The sequence below is a fragment of the Flavobacterium sp. MR2016-29 genome (genome assembly GCF_015350695.1).
Classification (GTDB): Bacteria; Bacteroidota; Bacteroidia; order Flavobacteriales; family Flavobacteriaceae; genus Flavobacterium.
Genome location: NZ_JADKPU010000004.1, coordinates 107,503 through 131,674, shown reverse-complemented (window position 1 = coordinate 131,674; position 24,172 = coordinate 107,503). Strand labels below are relative to the sequence as shown.

Sequence of the window (24,172 nt, the reverse complement as noted above, 5' to 3'; positions counted from 1 at the left end):
TATGGAAATTGCTATTATTGCTCATGATGGTAAAAAAGCTGATTTAATTGATTTCTTAATTAAAAACGAGGCTGTTTTGCATCACGAAAAAATAAAGCTGATTGGTACAGGAACTACTGGAGGAAAAGCCGAAGCTGCAGGTTTTAAAACGCAAAGAATGCTTTCTGGACCTTTAGGAGGTGATGCACAAATTGCAGGAAGAGTTGCAGAAGGAATAACTCAAATGGTTTTCTTTTTTAAAGATCCTTTATCGAGTCATCCACACGAAGCTGATATCAATATGCTGATTCGTGTTTGTGATGTGCACAATGTGCCGCTGGCCACGAATGAAGCAACGGCACAATTATTATTAGATGCTATTGCACTGCAATTATAGAAATTTCAACATTTACATTTTTTGGCAAACATGCCACTTGAACCGTTTCACGAGCTGGAGCGGTTTTTTCGTTAAAATAAGATCCGTAAACCGTGTTTATTGCAGCAAAATTATTCATATCCATGATAAAAATAGTTGCTTTCACAACGTTTTCAAACGTCATATTTGCAGCTTCTAGAATTGCTGCTATATTTTCCATAACTTGTTTTGTTTCGTCAAGAATATTTTCAGTAACAAGTTCTCCTGAAGCTGGGTTTATAGCAATTTGTCCAGAAGCATAAATTGTATTTCCTGATAATACGGCTTGATTGTAAGGACCGATTGGAGCAGGAGCTTTTTCAGTAAAGATGATTTTTTTCATATGAATTATTTTTATTCGAAAGTAATTTATCGATTAGAGGTACTTCGTTTATTCCATTTAATGTCGCTTAAGACACCAGATTTAATTCCGATAAAGAAATTCCAGTTTGAATTTGGTCCAAGAGGCGTCCAGTTAAAAGCCATTCTCCAGCTCAATAAATCCCTCTCAAAACGGAATTGTGTAAAAGTAACTCCCTTTTGCACAAAGTCATAACCAGTAGAAACACCGCCTTTCCATTTCGGTGTAATATCCATATTGGCTGAAATCATGATAGAGTTATTACTAATTTTATTTTCTCTGTTTACATTGCTGTATGTTAGTGAATAAGCCAATGTCATGTCCCAAGGCAATTTAGAGTTGAAAAATTCGGTTATAACATCTTCTCCTTTGTCTTCCTTGTCATTTGCAAACTGACTATTTCGACTGTCATTTAAATCAGTATTAGTTCCGAATAAATCATCTTTACGACCTCCATTCCGTTCGCTTTGCTTGTTTTCTTCCTTTTGTCCTTTATTCGAAAAGCTATAATTTAGAGTAAGGTTTGCGCTTGTCATTCTAAATAAACTTCCACCGTTGTCGATGTTGAATTTATCTATTTTTGCCCCAGAATTGTCAATAGCGTAAGGATCTAATACTGCTCCAAAATTGACATTCATTTTGTTGTCAAAAAATTGTGTCCCACCACTTACCAGCAAAGGCTGCCAAGCTAGAGTTTGCTTTCCGTCAGCATCAAAGTTATAGCTCGTACTGAAGTTCAGGTTGTTTAAAAGCATTATTTTTTTGGGTTCTGTCTTTGTGCTGTCGCTGTCTCTTACTTTAGCTTCAAAAGTATTGCTCAGAGCAAAACCTACTATATTAGAATTTGCTTTGCCAGGAGCGCCAAAAACACCGCCCTCAAAGCGAGTATACTCCGTTGTAATTCGGCCAGAAGCATCTACAGCATAAGTGTTATAGTATTTTTCAAAGCTCGGTGTGTAAGCATATGTAATTGAAGGACGCATGACATGACGAATCGATTGAATTTTTTTGTCTTCACCAAAATTAAAAGTACCGTAAATTGTAGTTCCTAAATTTGTGCTGAAATTGTATGTTCTAAAGGCATCAAAACCATTTACAGTTGTAGTAACAACTTGGCTTTGATTTGCGTCGTAATTTTTATTAATGGTTTTGGTTACCCAAGTTTCCTGGTAATTAGTTGAAGCTCCGGCACTGAAATATTTGAATATTTTAAAGTTGGTACTTATCGGAATAGTATGTTGCATACCAATTTGCGCGTCTTTAAACATTTGTGGCTTAAAGAATAAAGAATCGGTTGTTACAAAGCTATTTTTTCCGCTTAAGTTATATTGTAAATTGATGTTTTTAATAAATCCTTTTTTTACGCCGTCTTTTCCAACAAAAGGATACACACGGTCTATACTTGCCTGAAGTGATGGCAGAGTCATGTTTATTACTTCTGTTTGTGTATTTTGTGAATGCGTTGCTGTTAATGATATACGAGCCTGCGGAATTGTATTAAAGGTTTTATTGTAAGAAATAGATGAACTTAAAGTATTATTCAAATTAGACCCTACATTGGCCTGATTAATAGATTGTTTGAAGTATTTACTACTACCCATGTTTACAGAGGCTGAAAATGTCGAATTTGGGTTCGATTTAGTGTCTTTTGAGTGCGACCACTGAATGTTGTAAATGCTTTGTTTTGAATAATCTGGATAACCTCTCTCACTGCTGATCAAGTTTTCAAAACGTACGTTGATATTTCCTCTGTATTTATATCTTGTAGCGTATGCAGACTCAAATCGCATGGCGTAACTTCCATTTGTGTAATAATCGCCTAAAACGGTAAGGTCATAATTGTCGCTCAAGGCAAAATAATACCCTCCATTTTGTAAAGAGAAACCTCTTGTGTTTGAGTCGTTATAGCTAGGGATAATTATTCCAGATATACTTTTTTCTTCACTCATTGGAAAATAAGCGAAGGGCAATGCAATAGGAGTAGGAACATCAGCAATAACCATATTGGTTAAACCTGTCACTACTTTTTTTCCGGGAATAAATTTTACCTTGTTGGTTTGAAAATAATATTCGGGATTGTCTACATCTGTAGAAGTAGTAAAACGCGCTCCTTTTAAAAAGTAAACAGAATCATTTTCTTTTTTAGTAACTGCAGCTTTTATTTTAAATTCTCCTTGTTCGGTTCTTGAATTATAAATTAAAGCTTTTTTTGTTTTAAAATTAAATCGGATTGAGTCAGGCTGTACTTCACTCGATCCTTGTTTGAAGTTTGGATATTGAGTTAAAACTCCTGCTGAATCTTTTATTCTTCCGGCATAGACTTCATCTTTTTCATAATCAAGTACAATTATGCCCGATTTTAACTCAACATCTTTATAATATAATTCAGCTTCGTTATAAAGTGTGATCAGCTTTTTCTTCTGATCAATCTTAGCATAATCTTTAGCTTTATATTTTACCTTTCCGTCAAGAAAAGTCTTTGTAGGCTTAATGCTGTCCACTTTCACAGTGTCAACTGTGGCGTTTTTTGTTTTATCTGTTTGTTTTACAGTTGGTAACGGCTTTTTTTTAGTTTTTATATCTTGCGAATATAATTTACCACATCCTAGTGTTAGGAAAAATGATAATAAAACGATATTAAATAAGTTTGTATGCAAAGGTTTAAATGCTATTTTTGTAAAAGTATGGCTTGTTTTTTGACATGTCAAACTTACATATAATTTTTTGTCAAAAATAATCAATTGTAAAAATTATAGCAGTTGCATTTTATTAAAATTAACTTTTAGATTTATGAACATATTTAACAAAACTAGGCTAATCTTTAGTTTTTTTCTAACGATAATTTCATTTTGTGCTTACAGTCAGGCAAATGTTTTTAAGGTAACACTTGATGCTGGACATGGTGATCATGACTTTGGAGCTGTTTACAGTGGTCGGATAGAAAAAAATATTGCTTTGGCCATTGTGCTGAAAGTTGGAAAAATTTTGGAAGCCAGCCCAAATGTTGATGTTATTTATACCCGAAAAACGGATGTTTTTATTGATTTGGTCGAAAGAGCCAATATTGCAAACAGAGCAAATTCTAATATTTTTGTCTCTATTCACTGTAATGCAAATAAAAATACTGCTGCAGACGGAACAGAAACTTATGTAATGGGTTTGAGTAAAGTCGCATCGAATCTTGAGGCTGCGAAAAAAGAGAACTCGGTTATTACGTTGGAGAAAGATTACAAGCGTAAATATGAAGGTTATGACCCGAATTCGCCAGAATCGATGATTGGAATGACTCTTATGCAGGAAGAATATTTAGATAATAGTATTTCACTAGCTGATAAAATTGAAGCTAACTTTGACAGATTAGGGAAAAAACTTCGTCAAGGCGGTGTAAAACAAGCTCCATTTATGGTGCTTCATAAAGCTTACATGCCTAGAGTTTTAGTTGAAACAGGTTTTGTTTCAAATCCTACAGAGGGAAATATTTTAAATTCAGAAGACGGACAAAACGATATTGCCAAAGCTATTGCTGAAGCGATATTAAGTTATAAAAGCGAGTATTTTGGTTCTGGAGTTCCAGAAATAGCAGATGCCCGCCCAGCAAGAGATACTTCGACTCCAAAAAAACCTAAGGCAGATCCTGTTGTACCTGCTAAAAATGCTCCAAAAGGAACTTTTTATAAAGTACAGCTTATCGCAAGTATAAAGAAAACACCGCTAGATCCTAAAAACTTTAAAGGATTGAAAAACGTTACAATGCTGTATGAAAACAATATTTATAAATATTTCTATCAGGAAACTTCAGATTATGAAGCAGCAAAAAAATATTTGCAAGAAGCTAAAAGTAAAGGATATGGAGCGTCATTTTTGACAGCAACTAAAGATGGAGAAAAAATCAGTATTCAAGACGCGACTAAATAATAGCCACAAGTTCGAATATTTATATTAATTTTGTACAAACACTTAGAATTTTGAAACTAACAAGAGAAATTAAAACGGCTATTTTAGTCATCGCGTCAATTTTATTATTTATTTGGGGCTATAGTTTTTTAAAAGGCAGAGACCTTTTTACAAATTACAAAACATTATATGTTGAATATGATAATGTGGAGGATTTGGCAGCATCAGCACCTGTAACCATAAACGGACTTGTAGTTGGTAAAGTAAATAAGATTACAATTAATGAATTAACTGGTAAATTATTAGTTGAACTTCAGCTAAAAACTGATTTTCCAATTTCTAAAACTAGTACAGCATCTTTATATTCGCCAAGTTTAATTGGAGGAAAACAAATTAAAATTGTACCTAATCTTGCAGATAAAGATCCTGCAGTTGAAGGACAGGCGTTAGTTGGAAATGTTGAATTAGGGTTAACTGATTCCTTAGGAGGAAAATTAGAACCTATTCAGCAAAAACTAGATAAAATGCTGGTTAATATTGATGTTTTGGTTAGTGGGCTAAACAATACTTTAGATAAGACTACACAAGAAAACTTAAAGAAAACAATTGCTGAACTGAGCCAGACTATGCAACAGTTTCATAAAGCTTCTGGAAGCCTTAATAATATTTTGGATACTAATAAAGGCCAAATTAACAGCGCTGTTTCGAACTTGAATAAAATGTCAAGTAACTTTAACAAAATATCTGATTCCCTAAACAAAGCTGACTTAGGAAAAACAGTTCGTAATTTAAACCAGACTTTAGCGAAAGTTGATGGTCTTATGAGCAACTTAAACTCAGGAAAAGGTACTGCAGGAAAATTATTGACGGACGATGCTTTATATAAAAATTTGGCTAAAACTTCGAAAGAGCTTGAATTGCTGTTGCAGGATGTTCGTCTTTACCCAACTCGTTATGTAAATGTTTCTCTTTTTGGAAAGAAAAACAAACCTTATGTAGCACCGAAAGAAGATGCAAATTCAACTACTAAAAATTAATTAGAATGAGTTATTTAGATAATATTTTGTTCGCTATACTTCTTATAGTTGGTTTCGGTTTTTTTGCAACGAGCGTAAAAAAGATCATCCGAAACATTAACTTAGGTGTAGACATAAATCGAAAAGATAATTCTAAAGCACGTTGGAAAAACATGGCAATGATTGCTCTTGGGCAATCTAAAATGGTAAAACGTCCTGTAGCTGGAGTGTTGCATATCGTGGTTTACCTTGGTTTTATTATCATTAATATCGAATTATTAGAAATCATCATCGATGGGTTATTTGGTACACATAGAGTTTTTGCTTTTTTAGGAACAGCTTATGATGTACTGATTGGATCTTTTGAAATATTAGCACTTTTGGTTCTTGTAGCTGTTTCCGTTTTCTGGATCAGAAGAAACATTGTGAGATTGAAACGTTTTATTAATCCAGATTTAAATGGATTTCCTAAAAGTGATGCCAATTACATCTTGTATTTTGAGATGGTTTTAATGACATTATTTTTATTGATGAATGCTTCTGATGTGCATTTGCAAAATGTTCCGGGAGGATTTTCTCATTTTCATAAAGCAGGAAGCTTTCCTGTAAGTCAATTTATTGCACCAATTTTTAACGGAATGTCGAATGAATTGGTGATGTTGCTTACTGAAGTATTCTGGTGGTTGCATATTGCAGGTATTCTAGTTTTTATGAACTATTTGTACTTTTCAAAACATTTGCACATTCTTTTAGCTTTCCCAAATACCTATTTTGCAGATTTAGAGCCTAAAGGAAAATTTGACAATTTAGAGTCGGTTACAAAAGAAGTTAAGTTGATGATGGATCCAAATGCTGATCCGTTTGCAGCGGCTCCAGCTGATGAAAATGCTGTCCCAAGTAAATTTGGAGCAAGTGATGTTCAGGATTTAAACTGGGTTCAGTTATTAAATGCTTATACTTGTACGGAATGTGGACGCTGTACATCATCATGTCCAGCAAATCAAACGGGTAAAAAATTGTCTCCTCGTAAAATTATGATGGATACGAGAGACCGTCTGCAAGAAGTTGGAAAAAATATAGATGCTAATAAAGGTGTTTTTGTTCCAGACAATAAAACACTATTAAACGATTATATTACACCAGAAGAATTGTGGGCATGTACTTCTTGTAACGCTTGTGTAGAAGAATGTCCGGTAAATATCAGTCCGTTGTCTATTATTATGGATATGCGCCGCTATCTAGTAATGGAACAAAGTGCTGCTCCTATGTCATTGAATGCCATGATGACTAATATTGAAAACAATGGAGCGCCTTGGCAATACAATCAGCAGGACAGATTGAATTGGAAGAACGAGAATTAAAATAGTTAATTGGTTATTTTTTAGCCCTTTAATCCATTAATAAAATAAAATTTCGGTTTTTAGTAAAGGTTATTTAGAGAGATTAACCAAATAGAATTTAGCCGATTAACAACAAAAAAAGATGTCAGAAAGTTTAGTAGTGCCTACAATGGCAGAAATGCTAGCCCAAGGAACACAGCCAGAAGTTTTATTTTGGGTTGGTTGCGCGGGAAGTTTTGATGATAGAGCAAAAAAAATTACAAAAGCATTTGTACGTATTTTAAACCGCACGAATGTATCATTTGCAGTACTAGGTACAGAAGAGAGTTGTACCGGAGATCCTGCAAAACGAGCAGGAAATGAATTTTTGTTTCAGATGCAGGCCATGATGAATATCGAGGTTTTAAATGCATACGAAGCAAAAAAAATCGTTACGGCTTGTCCGCATTGTTTTAATACTTTAAAAAATGAATATCCTGAGTTAGGAGGTCAATACGATGTAATTCATCATACAGAGTTTTTAAAATCTTTAATTGATGAAGGAAGACTCACTGTTGAAGGAGGACAATTTAAAGGTAAAAAAATCACTTTTCACGATCCTTGTTATTTAGGAAGAGCCAATAAGGTATACGAAGCTCCAAGAGATTTGATTCAAAAACTTGATGTTGAATTAGTCGAAATGAAACGTTCTAAAGCAAACGGCTTATGTTGTGGAGCAGGTGGAGCGCAAATGTTTAAAGATGCTGAACCAGGAAACAAAGAAGTGAATGTTTTGCGTACAGAAGATGCTTTGGAAGTTCAGCCGGATATTATTGCAGCAGGCTGTCCGTTCTGTAATACAATGTTAACTGACGGTATTAAAAATAAAGAAAAAGAAGGTCAAGTTAAAGTAATGGATATTGCGGAGTTAATTGCTAACGCACAAGATTTATAGTTTTTGAGGTGCAAAGTTTCAAAGGTTCAGAGCTATAAAGGTTTGTAACTTGAAATTTCTCAAATCTAAAATCGAATAATCTAAAATCTAAAATTAAAAATGTATATACCTTTTGAAAATTTACCTGGTGAATCCAGAATCTGGATTTATCAATCGAACAGAAAATTTTCTGAGGAAGAATTTTCTGAAATTGAGACTGATTTAAAGTCTTTTGTAGAAAGCTGGGCTGCTCATGGAACTAGTTTAGAAGCTTCTTATTTATTGAAATATAACCGATTCATTATTTTGGCTGTAAATCAAGATGTGCAGGCAGCGACAGGTTGTTCTATCGATAGTTCAGTGGAATTTATTCAGAGTTTAGAGAAAAAATACAATGTCGATTTACTTGACAAAATGAATGTTACTTTTAAGCTAGGAGAGCATATTGCACACAAACCATTACTTGATTTCAAGAAAATGGTGAAAGACAAATCGGTATCTGAGAATACGATTGTTTTTAATAATTTGGTAAACAATATTGAAGAATTTAACGAATCTTGGGAAGTTCCGGCGGCAGACAGCTGGCACAGTAGATTTTTCTAAAAGACATTTATAATATTTGAAAGGCATAAAATTTAGATTTTGTGCCTTTTTTTTATTTTATTGGTTTGAAATTGTTTCAGGTTTAAGGTTTCAAGTTTTAAGTTTGTCATTCTAAAGAATTCGATGAATCGCACATGTAGCTCGACAATGATCATCAGGTTAGACTTTCTTTTGAAAACCAGAACTTCTAATGTAGCCCCGATGGGAGCGGTATCCTTTTTCTTGCTTCTTTAGCAAGGAAAAGATATAGCGGACAGCGGGACAAATCGTTCTTTTGAAAACTAATCTTCTGCTGCTGAAATCAGCTATTAGTTAGGAGTTATGTAAAAAAAACTTTTAAGGCCTTTGATGCGCTTAGGATAATAAACGGAATTTAAGTTCGTAAATCTAGAATCCTAATAATCTCCTAATCTGATTGATCTAAGATTTACAAAAATCTAACATTTTAAATGTCCGAATAAATGTGATTTTTGAGTACTTTCGTAGTATTAAATTTAATACATGAAAATAGCAATAGTTTGTTATCCGACTTTTGGTGGTAGTGGGGTTGTAGCCACAGAATTAGGCCTTGAATTAGCCAGACGCGGACACGAAATCCATTTTATTACCTACAGTCAGCCCGTTAGGCTGGCACTTTTAAATCCAAATGTTCATTATCACGAAGTAAACGTTCCTGAATATCCTCTTTTCCATTATCAGCCTTATGAGTTGGCTTTGTCAAGTAAATTGGTCGATATGGTGAAATTATATCAAATTGAAGTTCTTCATGTGCATTATGCAATTCCGCACGCTTATGCGGGTTATATGGCAAAGCAAATGCTTAAAAATGAAGGGATTAATCTTCCGATGATTACAACACTTCACGGAACTGATATTACGCTGGTAGGAAATCATCCTTTTTATAAACCCGCAGTAACATTCAGCATCAATAAATCAGATTATGTAACTTCCGTTTCACAGAGTTTGAAAGATGATACTTTGAAATTATTCAAAATTAAAAACAAAATAAGGGTAATTCCGAATTTTATTGAATTGGATAAAGTAAAAAAAGATCCTTTGGCACCTTGTCACCGTTATGTAATGGCGAAGGAAGACGAGCGCATCATTACGCATATCAGCAATTTTAGAAAAGTAAAACGTATTCCGGATATTATTAAGATTTTTTACAATATTCAGAAAGTTATGCCTGCTAAATTGATGATGGTAGGTGATGGCCCTGAGAAAGAAAAAGCAGAGATTTTATGTCAGGAATTGGGAATTTACGATAAAGTAATTTTCTTTGGAAATAGTAATGAAATTGATAAAATTTTACTTTTGACAGATTTGTTTTTGCTTCCTTCAGAAACAGAAAGTTTTGGTTTGGCAGCTTTAGAAGCAATGGCGTGCGGAGTTCCTGTAATTTCAAGTAATTCCGGTGGTTTGCCTGAAGTAAATTTCGATGGTTATTCAGGCTATTTAAGCAATGTTGGAAATGTTGAAGAAATGGCTGCAAATGCAGTAAAGATTTTAGAGGACGATGCTGTTTTGAACCAATTTAAAGCAAATGCCTTAGAGGTTGCAAAGAAATTTGACATTATAAATATATTACCTAAATATGAAGCTTTGTATCAAAGAGCAATAGATGATTATAAATATGAGAAACATTAATTTTAAATAAACGTAAATGAAAAAAGTAATTTCGGTTTTGACAGTTTTTGTTTTAATTTCTTGTGGAGCAAAAAAAACAACAGATTCAAAGGCATTGTATGAGGTTTTAACGGAACAATCTGATGGAGGAGGGAATATTAAGTTTTTTGAAATTTTGACAGAACCAAATGAGATCAAAATGCTGCAAAATGATCCGCTTTTAGCTGATAAAATGAAACAGGCCGATATTAATAATTCTAACTATGTTATTCTGAACATGGGTGAGAAGAACACCGGAGGTTATTCTATTGGAGTTGAGAAGGTAGAAGAAACAGAAAAAAATATTATTATTACAGTTAAGGAAAATGCTCCAGCTACAGATGCGATGGTAATGCAGGTGATTACTTACCCTTACACAGTTGTAAAGGTGCACTCTAAAAAAGAGATTATTATCAAATAATTATTAAGAAACACTTCGACTTCGCTCAGTGTGAAAATGATGTTTTTTAAAGTAATTTCTTTTTTCTGAATAAAAAAAAATCCTGTCGTTTTGAGGCGACAGGATTTTCTTTACAATTATTTTTTACTTTTTATTTTAGAATTTGAATTTGATTCCTAAACCAACGTCAAATCCAAAGTTATCATCATCATAATATCCAGAACCAATTTCTGGTCTAGCATCTAATGACAATAAAATAGGCACTTCCTTAAATCCGTATTCAATACCTATATCTCCAGCAGCAAAAACATACGTTCCGCTGTCGTTATATTTTACATTATTGTTATAGTAATCATGATCCCAAGCAGCGATACCGCCACCTACACCAGCGTACCAGTTGAATCCTCCATCGATGTTCCAAACCCATTGGTAAAGAGCAACACCTTTGATTGCATCTACATCACTGCTGTTTCTCCATCCTAAATCGAATTCAAGTCTGTTTTTTTGATTTAATCCTCTTTGGTAAGATACTTCTCCTCCAAAACCGTTATTGTCGCCTAAACGTAATCCTAATGCATTTTTAGCAATGTCTTGTGCTTGTGCCGTAAATGCAAGTCCGATTAGCATAATGGCAGATAGAATGATTTTTTTCATAAAAATGGTTATTAATTTTTTTCAAATGTATAATTACAGTCAAATACAGAACGTATAAAATTATTAGAAATTGTTATATAATTCACATTTTAATAGTGGTCAAGATGTAACTTGATTTGAAGAAAGTCAATAACGGCGGTAAGTTTCTTAAAATGAAGAGTTTACTTTTTAATAATCATCGAAGCCAGCAATTCAGAAGTTAGATTGTCTTCCATTTCAAAAAGATTTTCTTCTTCAGTAAAATTGCTTTCAGCGTAAGAGAATAATTTCCAACGCTTTTTGTGGTATTCAAGAGCAGTTAGATTTTCTACCCAATCTCCTGAATTTAAGTATAATGTAGATCCGTGTTTGTTTTCTTTGGTAATTATTTTAGGTTCATGAATATGTCCGCAAATTACATAATCATAATTTTTTTCGATAGCAAGATCTGTAGCAGTAGTTTCAAAATCCGAGATAAATTTAACGGCTTTTTTTACACTTGCTTTTATTTTCTTAGAAAAGGAGTAGGGTTCACGGCCAAGTTTTGCCAAGCACCAATTTGCAAATCGATTAGATAGAATTAAGTAATCGTAACCTAAACCGCCAAGTTTAGCAATCCATTTTGAATGCTGTACAGAAGCATCAAAAACATCTCCATGAAAAATCCAAGCTTTTTTATTGTCTAGTTCTAAGACTAATTTATCGACTAAAGAAAAATTTCCCATATTCATATCGCTGAATTTTCGAAGAATTTCATCGTGATTTCCAGTAATATAATACACTTTAGTACCTTTAGAAGCCATTCCGATTATTTTTTGAATGACTCTTAAATGCGCCTTTGGGAAGTAAGATTTTCGAAATTGCCAAGCATCAATTATATCACCATTTAAAACTAAAGTTTTTGGTTTAATGCTTGATAAATAGTTGTTTAGTTCTTTAGCATGGCTTCCATAAGTTCCCAAGTGGACATCAGAAAGAATAACCAATTCAACATTTCTTTTTTTCAATTTTTCAATTTTTGAAGTTTAGCAAATAAAAGAAACTTAGACAAGTTTTGCTTTATGAAAAGGTTACCAATTTGGCTCCAATTTTAATAAATTATGATTTTTAAGATGCTTAACCTTTAGTTAATAATACCAATTTTAAATTTTTTAATTTAATTCATAAAACTTACATTTGCTCAAAACAAATTACAATGGCAGGAAATAGCTACGGCACACTATATAAAGTTACTACATTTGGAGAATCTCATGGCGAAGCTTTAGGCGGGATTATCGACGGTTGTCCATCAGGAATAGAACTTGATTTAGAGGCGATTGAGGTTGAAATGTCTCGAAGAAAACCAGGACAATCAGCTATCGTTACACAAAGAAAAGAACCAGATGCAGTTCAGTTTTTATCTGGTATTTTTGAAGGAAAAACTACTGGAACTCCAATTGGCTTTATTATTCCAAATACCAATCAAAAATCAGACGATTACTCTCATATAAAAGATAATTACAGACCTAGCCACGCAGATTACGTTTACGATCAAAAATACGGTTTTCGTGATTATCGCGGTGGAGGAAGAAGTTCTGCTCGTGAAACCGCAAGCAGAGTAGTAGCTGGTGCAATTGCAAAACAAATGCTGCCTGAAATTAAAATCAATGCATATGTTTCATCTGTGGGCCCAATTCACTTAGATACGCCTTATCAAGATTTAGATTTTTCTAAAATCGAAAGTAATCCAGTTCGTTGTCCTGATGAAAAATCAGCGGCAATTATGGAAGAATACATTCGTGATATCCGCAAGCAAGGTGATACTGTTGGTGGTGTTGTGTCCTGTGTAATTCAAAATGTTCCGGTTGGTTTAGGAGAGCCAGTTTTTGATAAACTACACGCTGAATTAGGAAAAGCAATGCTATCTATAAACGCAGTAAAAGGTTTTGAATACGGAAGCGGTTTTTCAGGATCTGAAATGAAAGGAAGCGAACACAACGATTTATACAATCCTGACGGAACTACAAAAACAAATCTTTCTGGAGGAATTCAGGGTGGAATAAGCAACGGAATGGATATTTATTTTAGAGTGGCTTTTAAGCCCGTTGCTACTATTATGCAAACTCAGGATTCTCTAGATAATAAAGGAAATATTACACCAATGACAGGAAAAGGACGTCATGATCCGTGTGTAGTACCTCGCGCAGTACCAATTGTTGAAGCAATGGCTGCGATTGTTTTAGCTGATTTTTATTTGATCAATAAAACATATTAATAAAAGTTAAGGCAGTGAGGGTCTTAATATTTTAATTATAAATAAAAAAACAAATTAATGCAACAAGTTACAGAAACCAAAAAAAAATCATTTCTTTCAGGCTTAACAGGGCAAATCATTATAGCGATGGTTCTTGGAGCAACTTTAGGAATTATATTGCACAATTCGATTTCGCCTGAAGCAGCACAATCATTCAGCAATAAAATAAAAATGCTTGCCACCATTTTTATCCGTTTAGTGCAAATGATTATTTCACCTTTAGTATTTACCACCTTAGTTGTAGGAATTGCCAAACTTGGAGATATTAAAACAGTGGGAAGAATTGGAGGAAAAGCGCTTGGATGGTTTTTTACAGCTTCATTTATTTCCTTACTAATTGGACTGTTTTATGTAAATATTTTAGAACCTGGAGTGGGTTTGAAATTAGGACATGTTGATATGGCAGCAGCTTCAGAAGTTACTGCAAAAACAACATCATTGTCTTTTGAAAATTTTGTTGAACATATTGTTCCTAAAAGTATTTTTGAAGCAATGGCAACTAATGAAATTTTGCAGATTGTAATTTTTTCTATCTTTTTTGGATTAGCAGCAGCTTCATTAGGAAGTACCGTTAAACCAGTTGTAAATGCTCTGGATAAAGCTTCGCATATCGTTTTAAAAATGGTGAATTATGTAATGAACTTTGCTCCAGTTGGAGTTTTTGGTGCGATTGCAGGTGTATTTGCGATTAGAGATGCCGAAGAATTAGTGATTACATATTTTAAATTTTTCGGATCTTTTTTAATCGGAATAAGCACTTTGTGGGTCATTTTAATTGCAATTGGCTATATTTTCTTAAAAGGCAGAATGACCGAATTATTGCGTCGTATTATCGGACCGTTAGCAATTGCTTTTGGAACAACAAGCAGTGAAGCCGTTTTTCCTAAATTAACAGAAGAACTAGAACAATTTGGTGTAAAAGATAAAATTGTATCCTTTATGCTGCCGCTGGGATATTCGTTTAATCTGGACGGAAGTATGATGTATATGACATTTGCAAGTATTTTTATTGCTCAATTCTATGGTGTTCACTTGTCTTTGGGAACGCAAATGGCAATGCTTTTGGTTTTAATGCTTACCAGCAAAGGTATTGCAGGAGTGCCAAGAGCGAGTTTAGTAGTTGTAGCAGCGACCTGCGGTATGTTTGATATTCCGGTTGAAGGAATTGCCCTTATTTTGCCAATCGATCATTTTTGTGATATGTTTAGAAGTGCAACCAACGTTTTAGGAAATGCATTAGCAACTTCAGTTGTTGGACAATGGGAAGATAATAAAGGCCTAGAGCCAAATTTGGAAGAATAAAATTAGAAAATTTCCAGTCGTTTTTATCACTTAAATAATGATAAAAAAGATAAACAATAATTAATGAAAAGTTGTATTTTATAGTGAAATACAGCTTTTTTTTATTTTTAAGTGTATATTTGAGAAAATTAGCCGATTTATGCCCCGAATGCGGATTTTTTTTCTTTTCATACTGTTTCTGAATTGTTTTGCCAATTCAGCAAGCGCGCAATCTGAAACCATTTCAGATGCTAAAATAAACAAACTTGTTAAGCAGGCTTGGGAGGATTTTAAAGATTCTAATTTCGAAAAATCTTTAATTGCTTCACGCGTGGCTTTGAACTACGCAACGGCTTCAAAAAACAATTATTTAATTTCAAAATCTTATAAAATTATCGCTGGCAATTATAATGAATTGTCAGAGTTTGATAAGGCGATTTTCTTCTACAATAAAAGTTTGTATTATGCTAATAAAACAAACAACGATTCTATAAAATACAGCCTCCATAATAATCTGGGAAATATATATTGTTTTGAAAAAAAACAGTTTGATAAGGGAATTTCATATTATAAAAAATCTATTGCTTACGGTTTAAAAATCAACGATATCAGCCAAGTGTATTTTACTAACGTAAACATTGCATGGGCTTATTTTGATGTTGGGAAATTTAAAGAGGGTTATCCTTATTTAAGGTTTGTTGGTGATAATATCAAAAAATACGGCGATGAATCTACTGAGATTGTAGTAAACATGCTTAACGGAATGTATGCCAGCTACACAAATAAAAATGACGAAGCAAATGCTTTTTTTATAAAAGCCATCGAAGTAGGTAAAACCAGTGAAGAAAAATCGGACTTGTCTTATGCGCATTTAGAATATTCAAAATTTTTAACCAAGATTAAAAAATACAAAGAAGCTTACGAAAATCTTATCATCTTCAATAAGATGACTGAAGATATTTACAATCAGGAAAAATTAAAAAAAGCCTCTATAGCTGGATTTAATCTGGAATTAGACGAATACAAAAGACAAATTGATAAAATTGAGAATGAAAAGATATCTCAATACCAAAGTCTTAAAAAGTCTAGAATTATTGTTATTCTTTTTGTTCTTATTTCTTTTATTCTAATTTTCTTGATTATTACATTGATCAAGAATATCAGATTTAAGAAAAAACACAATTTAGAGCTCTTACAAGCAAAAGAAATTGCAGAAGAAGCCTCGTTGCTTAAAACACAATTTATTTCGACTATAAGCCATGAATTGCGTACGCCATTGTATGGAGTGGTCGGAATCACGAATATGCTTCTGGAAGAGCATAAAGAATTATCTCGAAGCCAGCATTTAAGTTCTTTGAAATTTTCTGCAAGATATTTACTTTCACTTGTTAATGATATTTTACAGATTAATAAAATTGAGGAAAACAAAGTAGTTCTTGAAAATTTGACATTTAATATTTCAGATGAAATTACAATGATCAAAAACTCTCTTTCTTTTTTATCTCAAAAGAATAACAATGTAATCTCGGTTTATATTGATCCGGATATTCCGGAGTATTTGATAGGAGATAAACTTAGACTTGCTCAAATCTTAATGAATTTAGTCAGCAATGCGTTAAAATTCACGAAAAATGGTGAAGTTGAAATTAAAGTTAATCTACAGAAAATCGAGGGAAAATTATATTTCTTGGATTTTCTCATAAAAGATAATGGAGTTGGAATTGCAACTGTTGATCAAGGCAAAATTTTTGAAAAATTCGTTCAGGTAGGAAGAAAAGATGAAGATTATCAAGGAACTGGTTTAGGATTAAGTATTGTAAAACGACTATTAGGACTTTTTGGAAGTACAATTAGTTTAGAAAGTGATATAGGCGAAGGAACTGCTTTTTCGTTTATGATTTCTTTTGAGCACGATCCTCAGAAAACAAAAAGAATTATTGATGAAATTGAAGTAGACTTAACATCAAATGATGTGTATAAAATTTTAATTGTAGAAGACAATCGCATCAATCAATTGGTGACTAAAAAGATTATCGAGAAAAATAATTACATATGCAAAGTAGTTGATGACGGTCTAACTGCTCTAGAAATACTTGAAAAAGAAGAGTTTGATTTAATTTTAATGGATATTAATATGCCTATGATGAATGGGTTTGAAACCAGTAAAAGAATTCGCTTAAAGGAGATAAAAACACCTATTGTAGCTTTAACTGCATTTGATAAGGATGAAATTACTGATGAAGCGATTTCTTCAGGAATAAATGATATTATTGTTAAGCCGTTCGAGCCGATAAAGCTTTTTAAAATTATGAACTACTTAATACTTGAAGCAAAAAACGCTGGTTAATACCAGCGTTTTTTGTTTTGCTTAGAAGCATTAGATTTTCTCGATTTGTGAGCGCCACCGCTTCGGTTTGAATTTTTAGGTTTTTCAGCCGTTGCTTCTGGACTTCCCTCCTGCCATTGATACGGATGATCTGTAATCGTTTTTACATCGACTTTTATCAATTTTTGAATATCTTTCCAATATGGATGTTCGTCTTTGCTGCAAAATGAAATTGCAATGCCGCCATTTCCTGCACGGCCCGTTCTGCCAATTCGGTGAACATAAGTTTCAGGAATATTTGGCAAATCAAAATTGATTACAAATGGCAATTGGTCAATATCAATTCCTCTCGCTGCAATATCTGTCGCGACAAGAACACCAACTTCTTTGTTTTTGAAAGCATCAAGAACACGTTGTCTCGCATTTTGTGACTTATCTCCGTGAATCGCTTCTGCCGGAATATCTTTTTTACGCAATGCTTTTACAACATTATCTGCGCCATGCTTAGTTCTTGAAAAAACCAACACGTTAGATAAATCTTCATTTTTTATTAAATGATATAATAAATTTCTTTTTTCTGTTTTCTCTACAAAATAAACGCGCTGTTCTACATTTTCTGCCGTTGATGAAACAGGAGAAACTTCTACTTTTGCAGGATCTTGCAGGAACATTTCTGCCAATTCACGTATCGCAATTGGCATTGTAGCTGAGAATAATAAAGTCTGACGATTTTTAGGAGTAAGTTTTACGATCTTTTTTACATCGTTTATAAAACCCATATCCAGCATCTGATCAGCTTCGTCTAAAACCAAAGTGTGCAAGTGATCTAAATCAAGAAAACCTTGTTTTTGTAAATCTAATAATCTTCCTGGAGTTGCTACCAAAATGTCGACACCGCTTTTTAAGGCGTCAACTTGTGGATTTTGCGAAACGCCTCCAAAAATGGTTAGTTGCGTTAAGTTGGTGTATTTAGCATAAGTGTCAAAACTTTGCCCAATTTGTACTGCTAATTCACGTGTTGGAGTAACAATAAGGGCACGAATTACTTTGGCTTTTTTTGATGAGCCTACAATTCGGTGTAATTGATGTATGATTGGGATAGCAAATGCTGCTGTTTTTCCTGTACCAGTTTGTGCACAGCCAATTAAATCTCTTCCGGCCAAAACGATCGGGATAGATTGTTCTTGAATTGGAGTGGGATTAAGGTAGCCTTCTTCAAATACGGCTTTTTGTATACTTTTTGAAAGTGATAAATCTTCGAATAACATATCTTAGGTATTAAGAATTTAGTTTTAATTACTAAAATTCTGTGCAAAGATAGGTTTATTCGTCCAATCCTTTATTTGAATCTGCGTTTATTTGGCAAACAGGCTAATTTTCAAGAGTTAATCTTTTTATTTTGATTAAATTTTTTCGTTATTGGCTTTGATAAAATCAGTCACTAAATAACCTATTAATTTTCCAATTAAATTATTGTTTGGAGATTCAGCTAAATCTGGTGCACCTTCGCAGATATGTAAGTAAGCAGCATTTCTGTGCTGACCGAAAAACGATATAAACTGACGCAGTTCCTCTACAGAAAAACCGCTGATAGTCATGGCACTGCTTGCTATATTCGGTATTGCATCCAAATCGATTTCGATTCCAAAAGATTCCGTTTTTATAAATTCTAATGCGGCAAACATTTCTTTATTAAAGTCTTTTTCTTTACGAATATTTACGCTGTCGTAGGTGTTATAACGCACTCGGTCTTCTAATTTTTTGATAATGTCCAGAACACTTTTTGAAGTATAATTTTCGTGAAGTCCAAAAATGAAATATTTTTTAAGAAAACCTTCTTCATAAGCGTATGAAAAGCCATTTCCGCTATGACGGCCTTCAAGAATTCTAAAATCAGAATGGGCATCAAAATTAATAGCGTTTATTGGTTTTCCTTTGGCTAAAGCTGAACCTTTTATGTTGCCGTAAGCATTATTATGACCACCGCCTATAATAATAGGTGTTTTTCCGGCTTTTATAATATTGAAAATAATGTGAGAAACTTCTTTGTCTATTTTTTCAACCAGTTGGCTCAATTTTGATCTGTCGTCGACGTCGTTGAAATCGAGATTTTCGACATCGCGCATTTCTTCAGAAACATTAATTTGTCCTAAAACGATAATTTGGCTTCCTTTACAAAAACGGTTGTGCTGAATATTTGCAATACTTTTTATCGCACTTTCCCATGCCGATGCTGTTCCTGGCCTTCCGTAATTAGCGCGCACGCCAATATCTTCCGGAATACCCAAAAGAACATATTTGGCTTCGCTTTCTTTTAGAAAATCAATTTTGTCTGCTCCTTTTGGAATAACAATCATCTTTTCTCCAAACTTTATCTCGCCGCTTCGATGATTTGTGACTTTTGCTAAATCATTTATAGTAAAAGGAATTAATTTCTCCATAAAAAAAAATATTGTCCAAAAATAATATAATTGTAACAACTTACGTTATTAGGATATATTAATTCTTAAATTTGTTTTTAAAGAAAATTATTAAATATGGAAAACCCAAAGAACAACAACTCAAGTCTAAAAGCGGTAATCGCAGTTTTAGCAGTCCTACTGATCGGTAGCTTAGTGTATATTTTTAAATTATCTTCTGATACAGAAGTAGTTAAAACTGAACTTACATCAACGATGACAGAAAAAGAATCTGTTATGAAAGATTTGCAAGAATTGAAAGCAACTTATGATGCGGCAATTGCTGAAAATACTTCAATGTCTGATGAATTAATTCAGGAAAGAGATAAAGTAGTCGCTCTAATGGATGATTTAAATAAATCAAAAGGAGATGTGTCTAAATACAGATCTCAAGTTCAGGCAATGCAAGGTAAAATGAAAACTTTAGTTGCTGAAAATGACGAATTGAAAAAACAAAATGGTGTTCTAACAGTTCAAAGAGACAGTACAATTGTAGTTTTAGGAGAATCTAAAAAATACAATGAAGTATTAGTTGGTCAAAATGAAGAATTGGCTAAAACAGTTGAAAAAGGTGCTAAATTATCAGTTTTAAATACTAAAACAATTGCTTACAAAGTAAAAGGTTCTGGTAAACAAGTAGAAACAGATAAAGCTAGCCGTGCAGATGTTTTGAAAGTAAGTTTTACAATTGCTGAAAACCAAATTGCTAAATCTGGAGACAAAACGTATTATGTACAAGTTATCGATGCTAAAAACAATGTTTTAGGAGACAAAAAAACTGAAACTTTTGGAGATAACACATTAACATATAGTTTTAAAACTACAGTTAAGTATGAAAATAAAACTGTAAATGTTTCTGAAGATTTACTTGGTAAAGATTTCGTAAAAGGAGCTTACTTTATAAATATTTTCGATAACGATGAATTAGTTTCTAAAACTAGTTTCAACTTAAGATAATACGTCGAAGAGGACAATAATACCACTAAGATATTAAAGGTCTGTGATTTTTTCGCAGACCTTTTTTATTTGGAATACTTTATGGATTTATTCGAGTATTTTTCCTTCAAGAAAAATGGTTTCAATCAAATTGCTTCCAAACGCATAGGGAATTTGATAGTATGATGAAATAGGCTTTGTTAAGATAAGATTTGCCTTTTTTCCTTTTGTAATACTTCCATGAGTTTCTGAAAGTCCCATTGCATACGCACCATTTATGGTAGCCGCATTTATGGCTTCTTCAGGTGTCATTTTCATCTTTATGCAGGCTGTTGCCACAACAAAATTCATATTTCCAGATGGAGTAGAGCCAGGGTTAAAATCTGTTGCCAATGCTAACGGAAGTCCTGCTTTTATCATTTCGCGTGCTGGAGTATACGGAATGCTTAAAAAATAAGAACAAGACGGCAATGCAACAGGCATCGTTTCTGTGCCTTTTAAAGCTTCAACGTCTTCTGGGTTCATGATTTCAAGATGATCTACAGAAAGGGCTTTAAATTTAATTCCTGCCTGAATTCCTCCAATAGAATTAAACTGGTTGACGTGAATTTTTGGCTTTAAACCGAATTGAATTCCAGCCTCCATAATTTTCTCCATTTTTTCAACAGAAAAATAACCGGTTTCACAGAAAACATCAATATAATCAGCTAAATTGTTTTTAGCGATTTCTGGCAACATTTTAGTTATAATTTCATCAATATAACCGGCTTTGTTTTCTTTGTAATGAAGAGGGAAAGCATGTGCTCCTAAAAATGTAGCTTTAATTGAAATTGGATAGTTTTCGGCTAGTTTTTTAATAACACGGAGCATTTTCAATTCGCCTTCAATTGTTAATCCGTAACCGGATTTTATTTCGACCGCTCCAGTTCCTAAATGCATGACTTCTTCCAAGCGAAGTTTTGACTGCTCATATATTTCTTCTTCAGAAGTTTCATTGAGTTTTTTAGCCGAATTTAAAATACCGCCACCGCGATTCGCAATCTCTTCGTAAGTAAATCCATTTATGCGGTCTACAAATTCCTGTTCACGATTTCCAGCATATACAATGTGTGTGTGGCTGTCGCACCAAGAAGGTAAAACAACGCGTCCGGTTGCGTCAATCACTTTATCTGATTTGATTTCTGGAAGATTTTCCATCGATCCAAAATCTTCAATTAAATCATCTTTTAAAATTAAAAAAGCGTTTTTAATAGTGGGAAGTACTGCCATTTCATCACCTGAAACTTTAGAAATTGAAGTTTCACGAACTTGAAGGAGTTCTTGTATGTTGGTAATTAATGTTGTCATTGCTGGTGTTGTATAAACACAAATTTCACAAATTATCACGCACTAATTCGTGAAATCTGTGAAATTCGTGTTATTAATTTTTATTTGAATTATTCTGAAACTGTAATTTCAAACATTTTACTCCAGTTTTTTCCGGTTACAAAAATGGTTTTATTTTTAGGATTATAAGCAATTCCGTTTAGAACATCATCTTTCGTAATGTCACTCATGAACTTGCGCAAACCTGACATATCTAGAATTCCTTCAACAGCACCAGAATTAGGATTTACAACTGCAATAGCATCTTTCAGCCAAACATTAGTATATATTTTTCCGTTAATCCACTCTAACTCATTAATGGCTTTAATTTTTGAAGCACCAGAATAAACGTTAATGTAATCTACCATTTTTTGAGTTGCAGGGTCCATTTTCCAGATTTTTTCTGTTTTATCTGTCTGATAAATGAATTTTCCGTCATTTGTCATTCCCCAGCCTTCAATATCTTTGTCGTAAGCAAAAGTTTTTTCTAGTTTTAAAGTATTTGCATTATAAATAAAACCTGTTTTTTCCTGCCAGGTTAATTGATATAATTTACCATTTATAAACGTAATTCCTTCTCCGAAATATTTTTTGTCAAGATCAATTTGTTTGAAAACTTTTCCGGTTTTATAATCGTATTTTCTTAGAAATGAAGTTCCGTTTTGTCCCGTACTTTCATATAAAGTGTCTTTGTAAAATTCTAACCCTTCAGTAAAAGATCCTTTATCATGAGGATAAGTATTTACCACCTTATATTTTAATAATTTAGGCTCAACGTCTGAAATTAATTCAATTCGTTTGGTTGCATCAGATGAATCAGATCCAAAATAAACGGTAGCTTTCAAGTATTGATAACCTAATTTTTGATCTTTTAATTCAAATTTAAATTTTTCAGCACCTTTTGTGCTTCCTGCTTTTTTATCATTAATAAAGTAAACAATACTGTCAACTTCTTTCGAATTGGGATTTAAAATACCAATTGAAACTGCTTCTTTTTGTGAAAAATGAGCCGGAAATGCCGAATCATCAATAGTAAATAAAGAATTTTCACCTTTTTTTGTATCTCCACATCCAATTAATGTGATTCCTAATAAAATGACAGTTAGGAAGTTATATTTTTTCATAGTTAAAAATTTGAATAAGCCAATATACGACGATATTTTTATAGCAACAAAGCTCTTGCAAAAATATAAAAAGATTGTATATTTGCACCGGCAAGTCCTACACGACCAGCTCCTGCAGACTCCCCCAGGATGGGAACATAGCAAGGGTACGTGGTTGAGCGGTGCGATGTAGGTCGCTTGCCATTTTTTTTATTTTTTAGATTTAATACAAAAGTAGTCTTCCTTCGGGAGGATTTTTTTATTTTTGGACCTTTCGTAAGCTACAATTTATATGTGACAGGTTAGAAGTTTTTACCTAAAACATCAAATTCTGCAGATACGGGATCACATTCAACCTATAACATTTAACATCTAAACTAACAAATGAGTAAAGTCGTTTTAATTACTGGAGGATCCTCAGGGATTGGAAAATCAATTGGAGAATTTTTACATAAAAGAGGTTTTGTGGTTTACGGAACCAGCAGAAATCCTGAAAAAGTATTGAATTCTCTTTTTCCGCTCGTGGCTTTAGATGTTCGCGATGCTGCGTCTATAAGATCGGCTGTTGCAAAAATTATTGAAATTTCAGGACGATTAGATGTTGTTATCAATAACGCAGGAGTTGGAATAACGGGACCATTAGAAGAAATTCCGATGGAAGAAATCAAAAATAATTTTGAAACCAATTTTTTTGGACCAATCGAAGTCATGAAAACGGTTTTGCCTCAAATGCGCGAACAAAAATCAGGTTTGATTATTAATATTACTTCAATTGCCGCTTATATGGGACTGCCGTATAGAAGCGTTTATTCTGCTTCTAAAGGAGCTTTAGAATTAATTACTGAAGCTTTAAGAATGGAAGTGAAATCATTTGGAATTGAAATTACAAATGTAGCACCTGGTGATTTTGCAACTAATATTGCATCAGGACGTTATCACGCTCCAGTTATTAAAGGTTCAGCTTACGAAAAAGTTTATGGTGATACGCTTGCAACGATGAACGAACATGTTGATGCAGGAAGTAATCCAAATGAAATGGCAGAAGCTATTTTTAAAATCATGCAAGAAAAAAAACCGAAAGTGCATTATAAAGTTGGTGTTTTCATGCAGAAATTCTCTATTGTACTAAAACGTGCGCTACCGGACAAAATGTATGAGAAAATGTTAATGAATCATTATAAATTATAACC

Annotated in this window: 21 protein-coding genes and 1 other RNA gene; 14 read left to right on the top strand and 8 right to left on the bottom strand. The window is 33.2% G+C overall.

The genetic code is table 11. The annotated features are described in order from the left end of the window. Window position 1: 1 nt before the first annotated feature. The gene (locus IR010_RS11315) at window positions 2-376 is read left to right on the top strand and encodes a methylglyoxal synthase (protein ID WP_029273108.1); all 375 of its coding nucleotides are present in this window, start codon (window positions 2-4) and stop codon (window positions 374-376) included. On the opposite strand, the gene IR010_RS11310 is transcribed toward IR010_RS11315, so the two are convergent. Continuing rightward, a complete protein-coding gene (locus tag IR010_RS11310; protein ID WP_194603850.1) occupies window positions 357-737 on the bottom strand; it encodes a RidA family protein in 381 nt (126 codons plus the stop codon). The two genes, IR010_RS11315 and IR010_RS11310, sit on opposite strands and share 20 nt — an antisense overlap. 26 nt (window positions 738-763) lie before the next feature. Then, window positions 764-3,463 (bottom strand): putative LPS assembly protein LptD, encoded by a 2,700-nt coding sequence (locus IR010_RS11305; protein ID WP_029273110.1) that lies wholly within the window; start codon window positions 3,461-3,463, stop codon window positions 764-766. Window positions 3,464-3,545: 82 nt separating this feature from the next. On the opposite strand from IR010_RS11305, the gene IR010_RS11300 reads away from it, so the two are divergent. The 7 genes from IR010_RS11300 (at window position 3,546) to IR010_RS11270 (ending at window position 10,607) form a co-directional block, all read left to right on the top strand. After that, a complete protein-coding gene (locus tag IR010_RS11300) occupies window positions 3,546-4,670 on the top strand; it encodes an N-acetylmuramoyl-L-alanine amidase (RefSeq protein ID WP_194569037.1) in 1,125 nt (374 codons plus the stop codon). Window positions 4,671-4,720: 50 nt separating this feature from the next. Continuing rightward, the gene (locus IR010_RS11295) at window positions 4,721-5,686 is read left to right on the top strand and encodes an MlaD family protein (RefSeq protein WP_194603847.1); all 966 of its coding nucleotides are present in this window, start codon (window positions 4,721-4,723) and stop codon (window positions 5,684-5,686) included. Between the two features lie 5 nt (window positions 5,687-5,691). Next, the gene (locus tag IR010_RS11290) at window positions 5,692-7,026 is read left to right on the top strand and encodes a (Fe-S)-binding protein (RefSeq protein ID WP_194603844.1); all 1,335 of its coding nucleotides are present in this window, start codon (window positions 5,692-5,694) and stop codon (window positions 7,024-7,026) included. Between the two features lie 121 nt (window positions 7,027-7,147). Next, on the top strand, window positions 7,148-7,939 hold the full coding sequence (locus IR010_RS11285) for a (Fe-S)-binding protein (protein WP_194569031.1): 792 nt from the start codon (window positions 7,148-7,150) through the stop codon (window positions 7,937-7,939). Window positions 7,940-8,038: 99 nt separating this feature from the next. Further along, window positions 8,039-8,521, top strand: a complete 483-nt coding sequence (locus IR010_RS11280) for an ABC transporter ATPase (RefSeq protein ID WP_194569029.1) — start codon at window positions 8,039-8,041, stop codon at window positions 8,519-8,521. 501 nt (window positions 8,522-9,022) lie between these two features. Beyond that, window positions 9,023-10,168, top strand: coding sequence for an N-acetyl-alpha-D-glucosaminyl L-malate synthase BshA (bshA, locus tag IR010_RS11275; RefSeq protein WP_194569027.1), 1,146 nt, complete (start codon window positions 9,023-9,025; stop codon window positions 10,166-10,168). A gap of 16 nt (window positions 10,169-10,184) precedes the next feature. After that, on the top strand, window positions 10,185-10,607 hold the full coding sequence (locus IR010_RS11270) for a protease complex subunit PrcB family protein (protein WP_029273118.1): 423 nt from the start codon (window positions 10,185-10,187) through the stop codon (window positions 10,605-10,607). Window positions 10,608-10,742: 135 nt separating this feature from the next. Here the strand turns inward: IR010_RS11270 and IR010_RS11265 are convergent, their stop codons facing one another. Then, a complete protein-coding gene (locus IR010_RS11265; RefSeq protein WP_029273119.1) occupies window positions 10,743-11,240 on the bottom strand; it encodes a hypothetical protein in 498 nt (165 codons plus the stop codon). 161 nt (window positions 11,241-11,401) lie between these two features. Next, window positions 11,402-12,226: a UDP-2,3-diacylglucosamine diphosphatase gene (locus tag IR010_RS11260; RefSeq protein ID WP_029273120.1), complete on the bottom strand. Its 825-nt coding sequence runs from the start codon at window positions 12,224-12,226 to the stop codon at window positions 11,402-11,404. Between the two features lie 188 nt (window positions 12,227-12,414). Between IR010_RS11260 and aroC the strand changes: the two genes are divergently transcribed. The 3 genes from aroC (at window position 12,415) to IR010_RS11245 (ending at window position 17,140) form a co-directional block, all read left to right on the top strand. After that, on the top strand, window positions 12,415-13,473 hold the full coding sequence (aroC, locus tag IR010_RS11255) for a chorismate synthase (RefSeq protein WP_029273121.1): 1,059 nt from the start codon (window positions 12,415-12,417) through the stop codon (window positions 13,471-13,473). A 57-nt stretch (window positions 13,474-13,530) separates the two neighbouring features. Then, window positions 13,531-14,814: a dicarboxylate/amino acid:cation symporter gene (locus IR010_RS11250; protein WP_194603841.1), complete on the top strand. Its 1,284-nt coding sequence runs from the start codon at window positions 13,531-13,533 to the stop codon at window positions 14,812-14,814. 148 nt (window positions 14,815-14,962) lie between these two features. Further along, on the top strand, window positions 14,963-17,140 hold the full coding sequence (locus IR010_RS11245) for a response regulator (protein WP_228515144.1): 2,178 nt from the start codon (window positions 14,963-14,965) through the stop codon (window positions 17,138-17,140). Here IR010_RS11245 and IR010_RS11240 read toward each other — a convergent pair. Beyond that, complete coding sequence (locus tag IR010_RS11240) at window positions 17,137-18,387, bottom strand: DEAD/DEAH box helicase (RefSeq protein WP_194603835.1); 1,251 nt, start codon at window positions 18,385-18,387, stop codon at window positions 17,137-17,139. The genes IR010_RS11245 and IR010_RS11240 overlap by 4 nt on opposite strands. A 135-nt stretch (window positions 18,388-18,522) precedes the next feature. Further along, window positions 18,523-19,560: a formimidoylglutamase gene (locus IR010_RS11235; RefSeq protein WP_194569017.1), complete on the bottom strand. Its 1,038-nt coding sequence runs from the start codon at window positions 19,558-19,560 to the stop codon at window positions 18,523-18,525. A 96-nt stretch (window positions 19,561-19,656) separates the two neighbouring features. Between IR010_RS11235 and IR010_RS11230 the strand changes: the two genes are divergently transcribed. Further along, window positions 19,657-20,535: a hypothetical protein gene (locus IR010_RS11230; protein WP_029273126.1), complete on the top strand. Its 879-nt coding sequence runs from the start codon at window positions 19,657-19,659 to the stop codon at window positions 20,533-20,535. Between the two features lie 87 nt (window positions 20,536-20,622). Here the strand turns inward: IR010_RS11230 and hutI are convergent, their stop codons facing one another. After that, on the bottom strand, window positions 20,623-21,861 hold the full coding sequence (gene hutI / locus IR010_RS11225; RefSeq protein ID WP_194603832.1) for an imidazolonepropionase: 1,239 nt from the start codon (window positions 21,859-21,861) through the stop codon (window positions 20,623-20,625). An 89-nt stretch (window positions 21,862-21,950) separates the two neighbouring features. Then, entirely contained in the window at window positions 21,951-23,003 is a 1,053-nt protein-coding gene (locus IR010_RS11220) for a glutaminyl-peptide cyclotransferase (protein ID WP_029273128.1), read from the bottom strand. A gap of 88 nt (window positions 23,004-23,091) precedes the next feature. On the opposite strand from IR010_RS11220, the gene ffs reads away from it, so the two are divergent. Continuing rightward, window positions 23,092-23,189, top strand: an RNA gene (gene ffs, locus IR010_RS11215) — signal recognition particle sRNA small type. Between the two features lie 177 nt (window positions 23,190-23,366). Then, window positions 23,367-24,170, top strand: coding sequence for an SDR family oxidoreductase (locus tag IR010_RS11210; RefSeq protein WP_194603829.1), 804 nt, complete (start codon window positions 23,367-23,369; stop codon window positions 24,168-24,170). Window positions 24,171-24,172 lie beyond the last annotated feature (2 nt).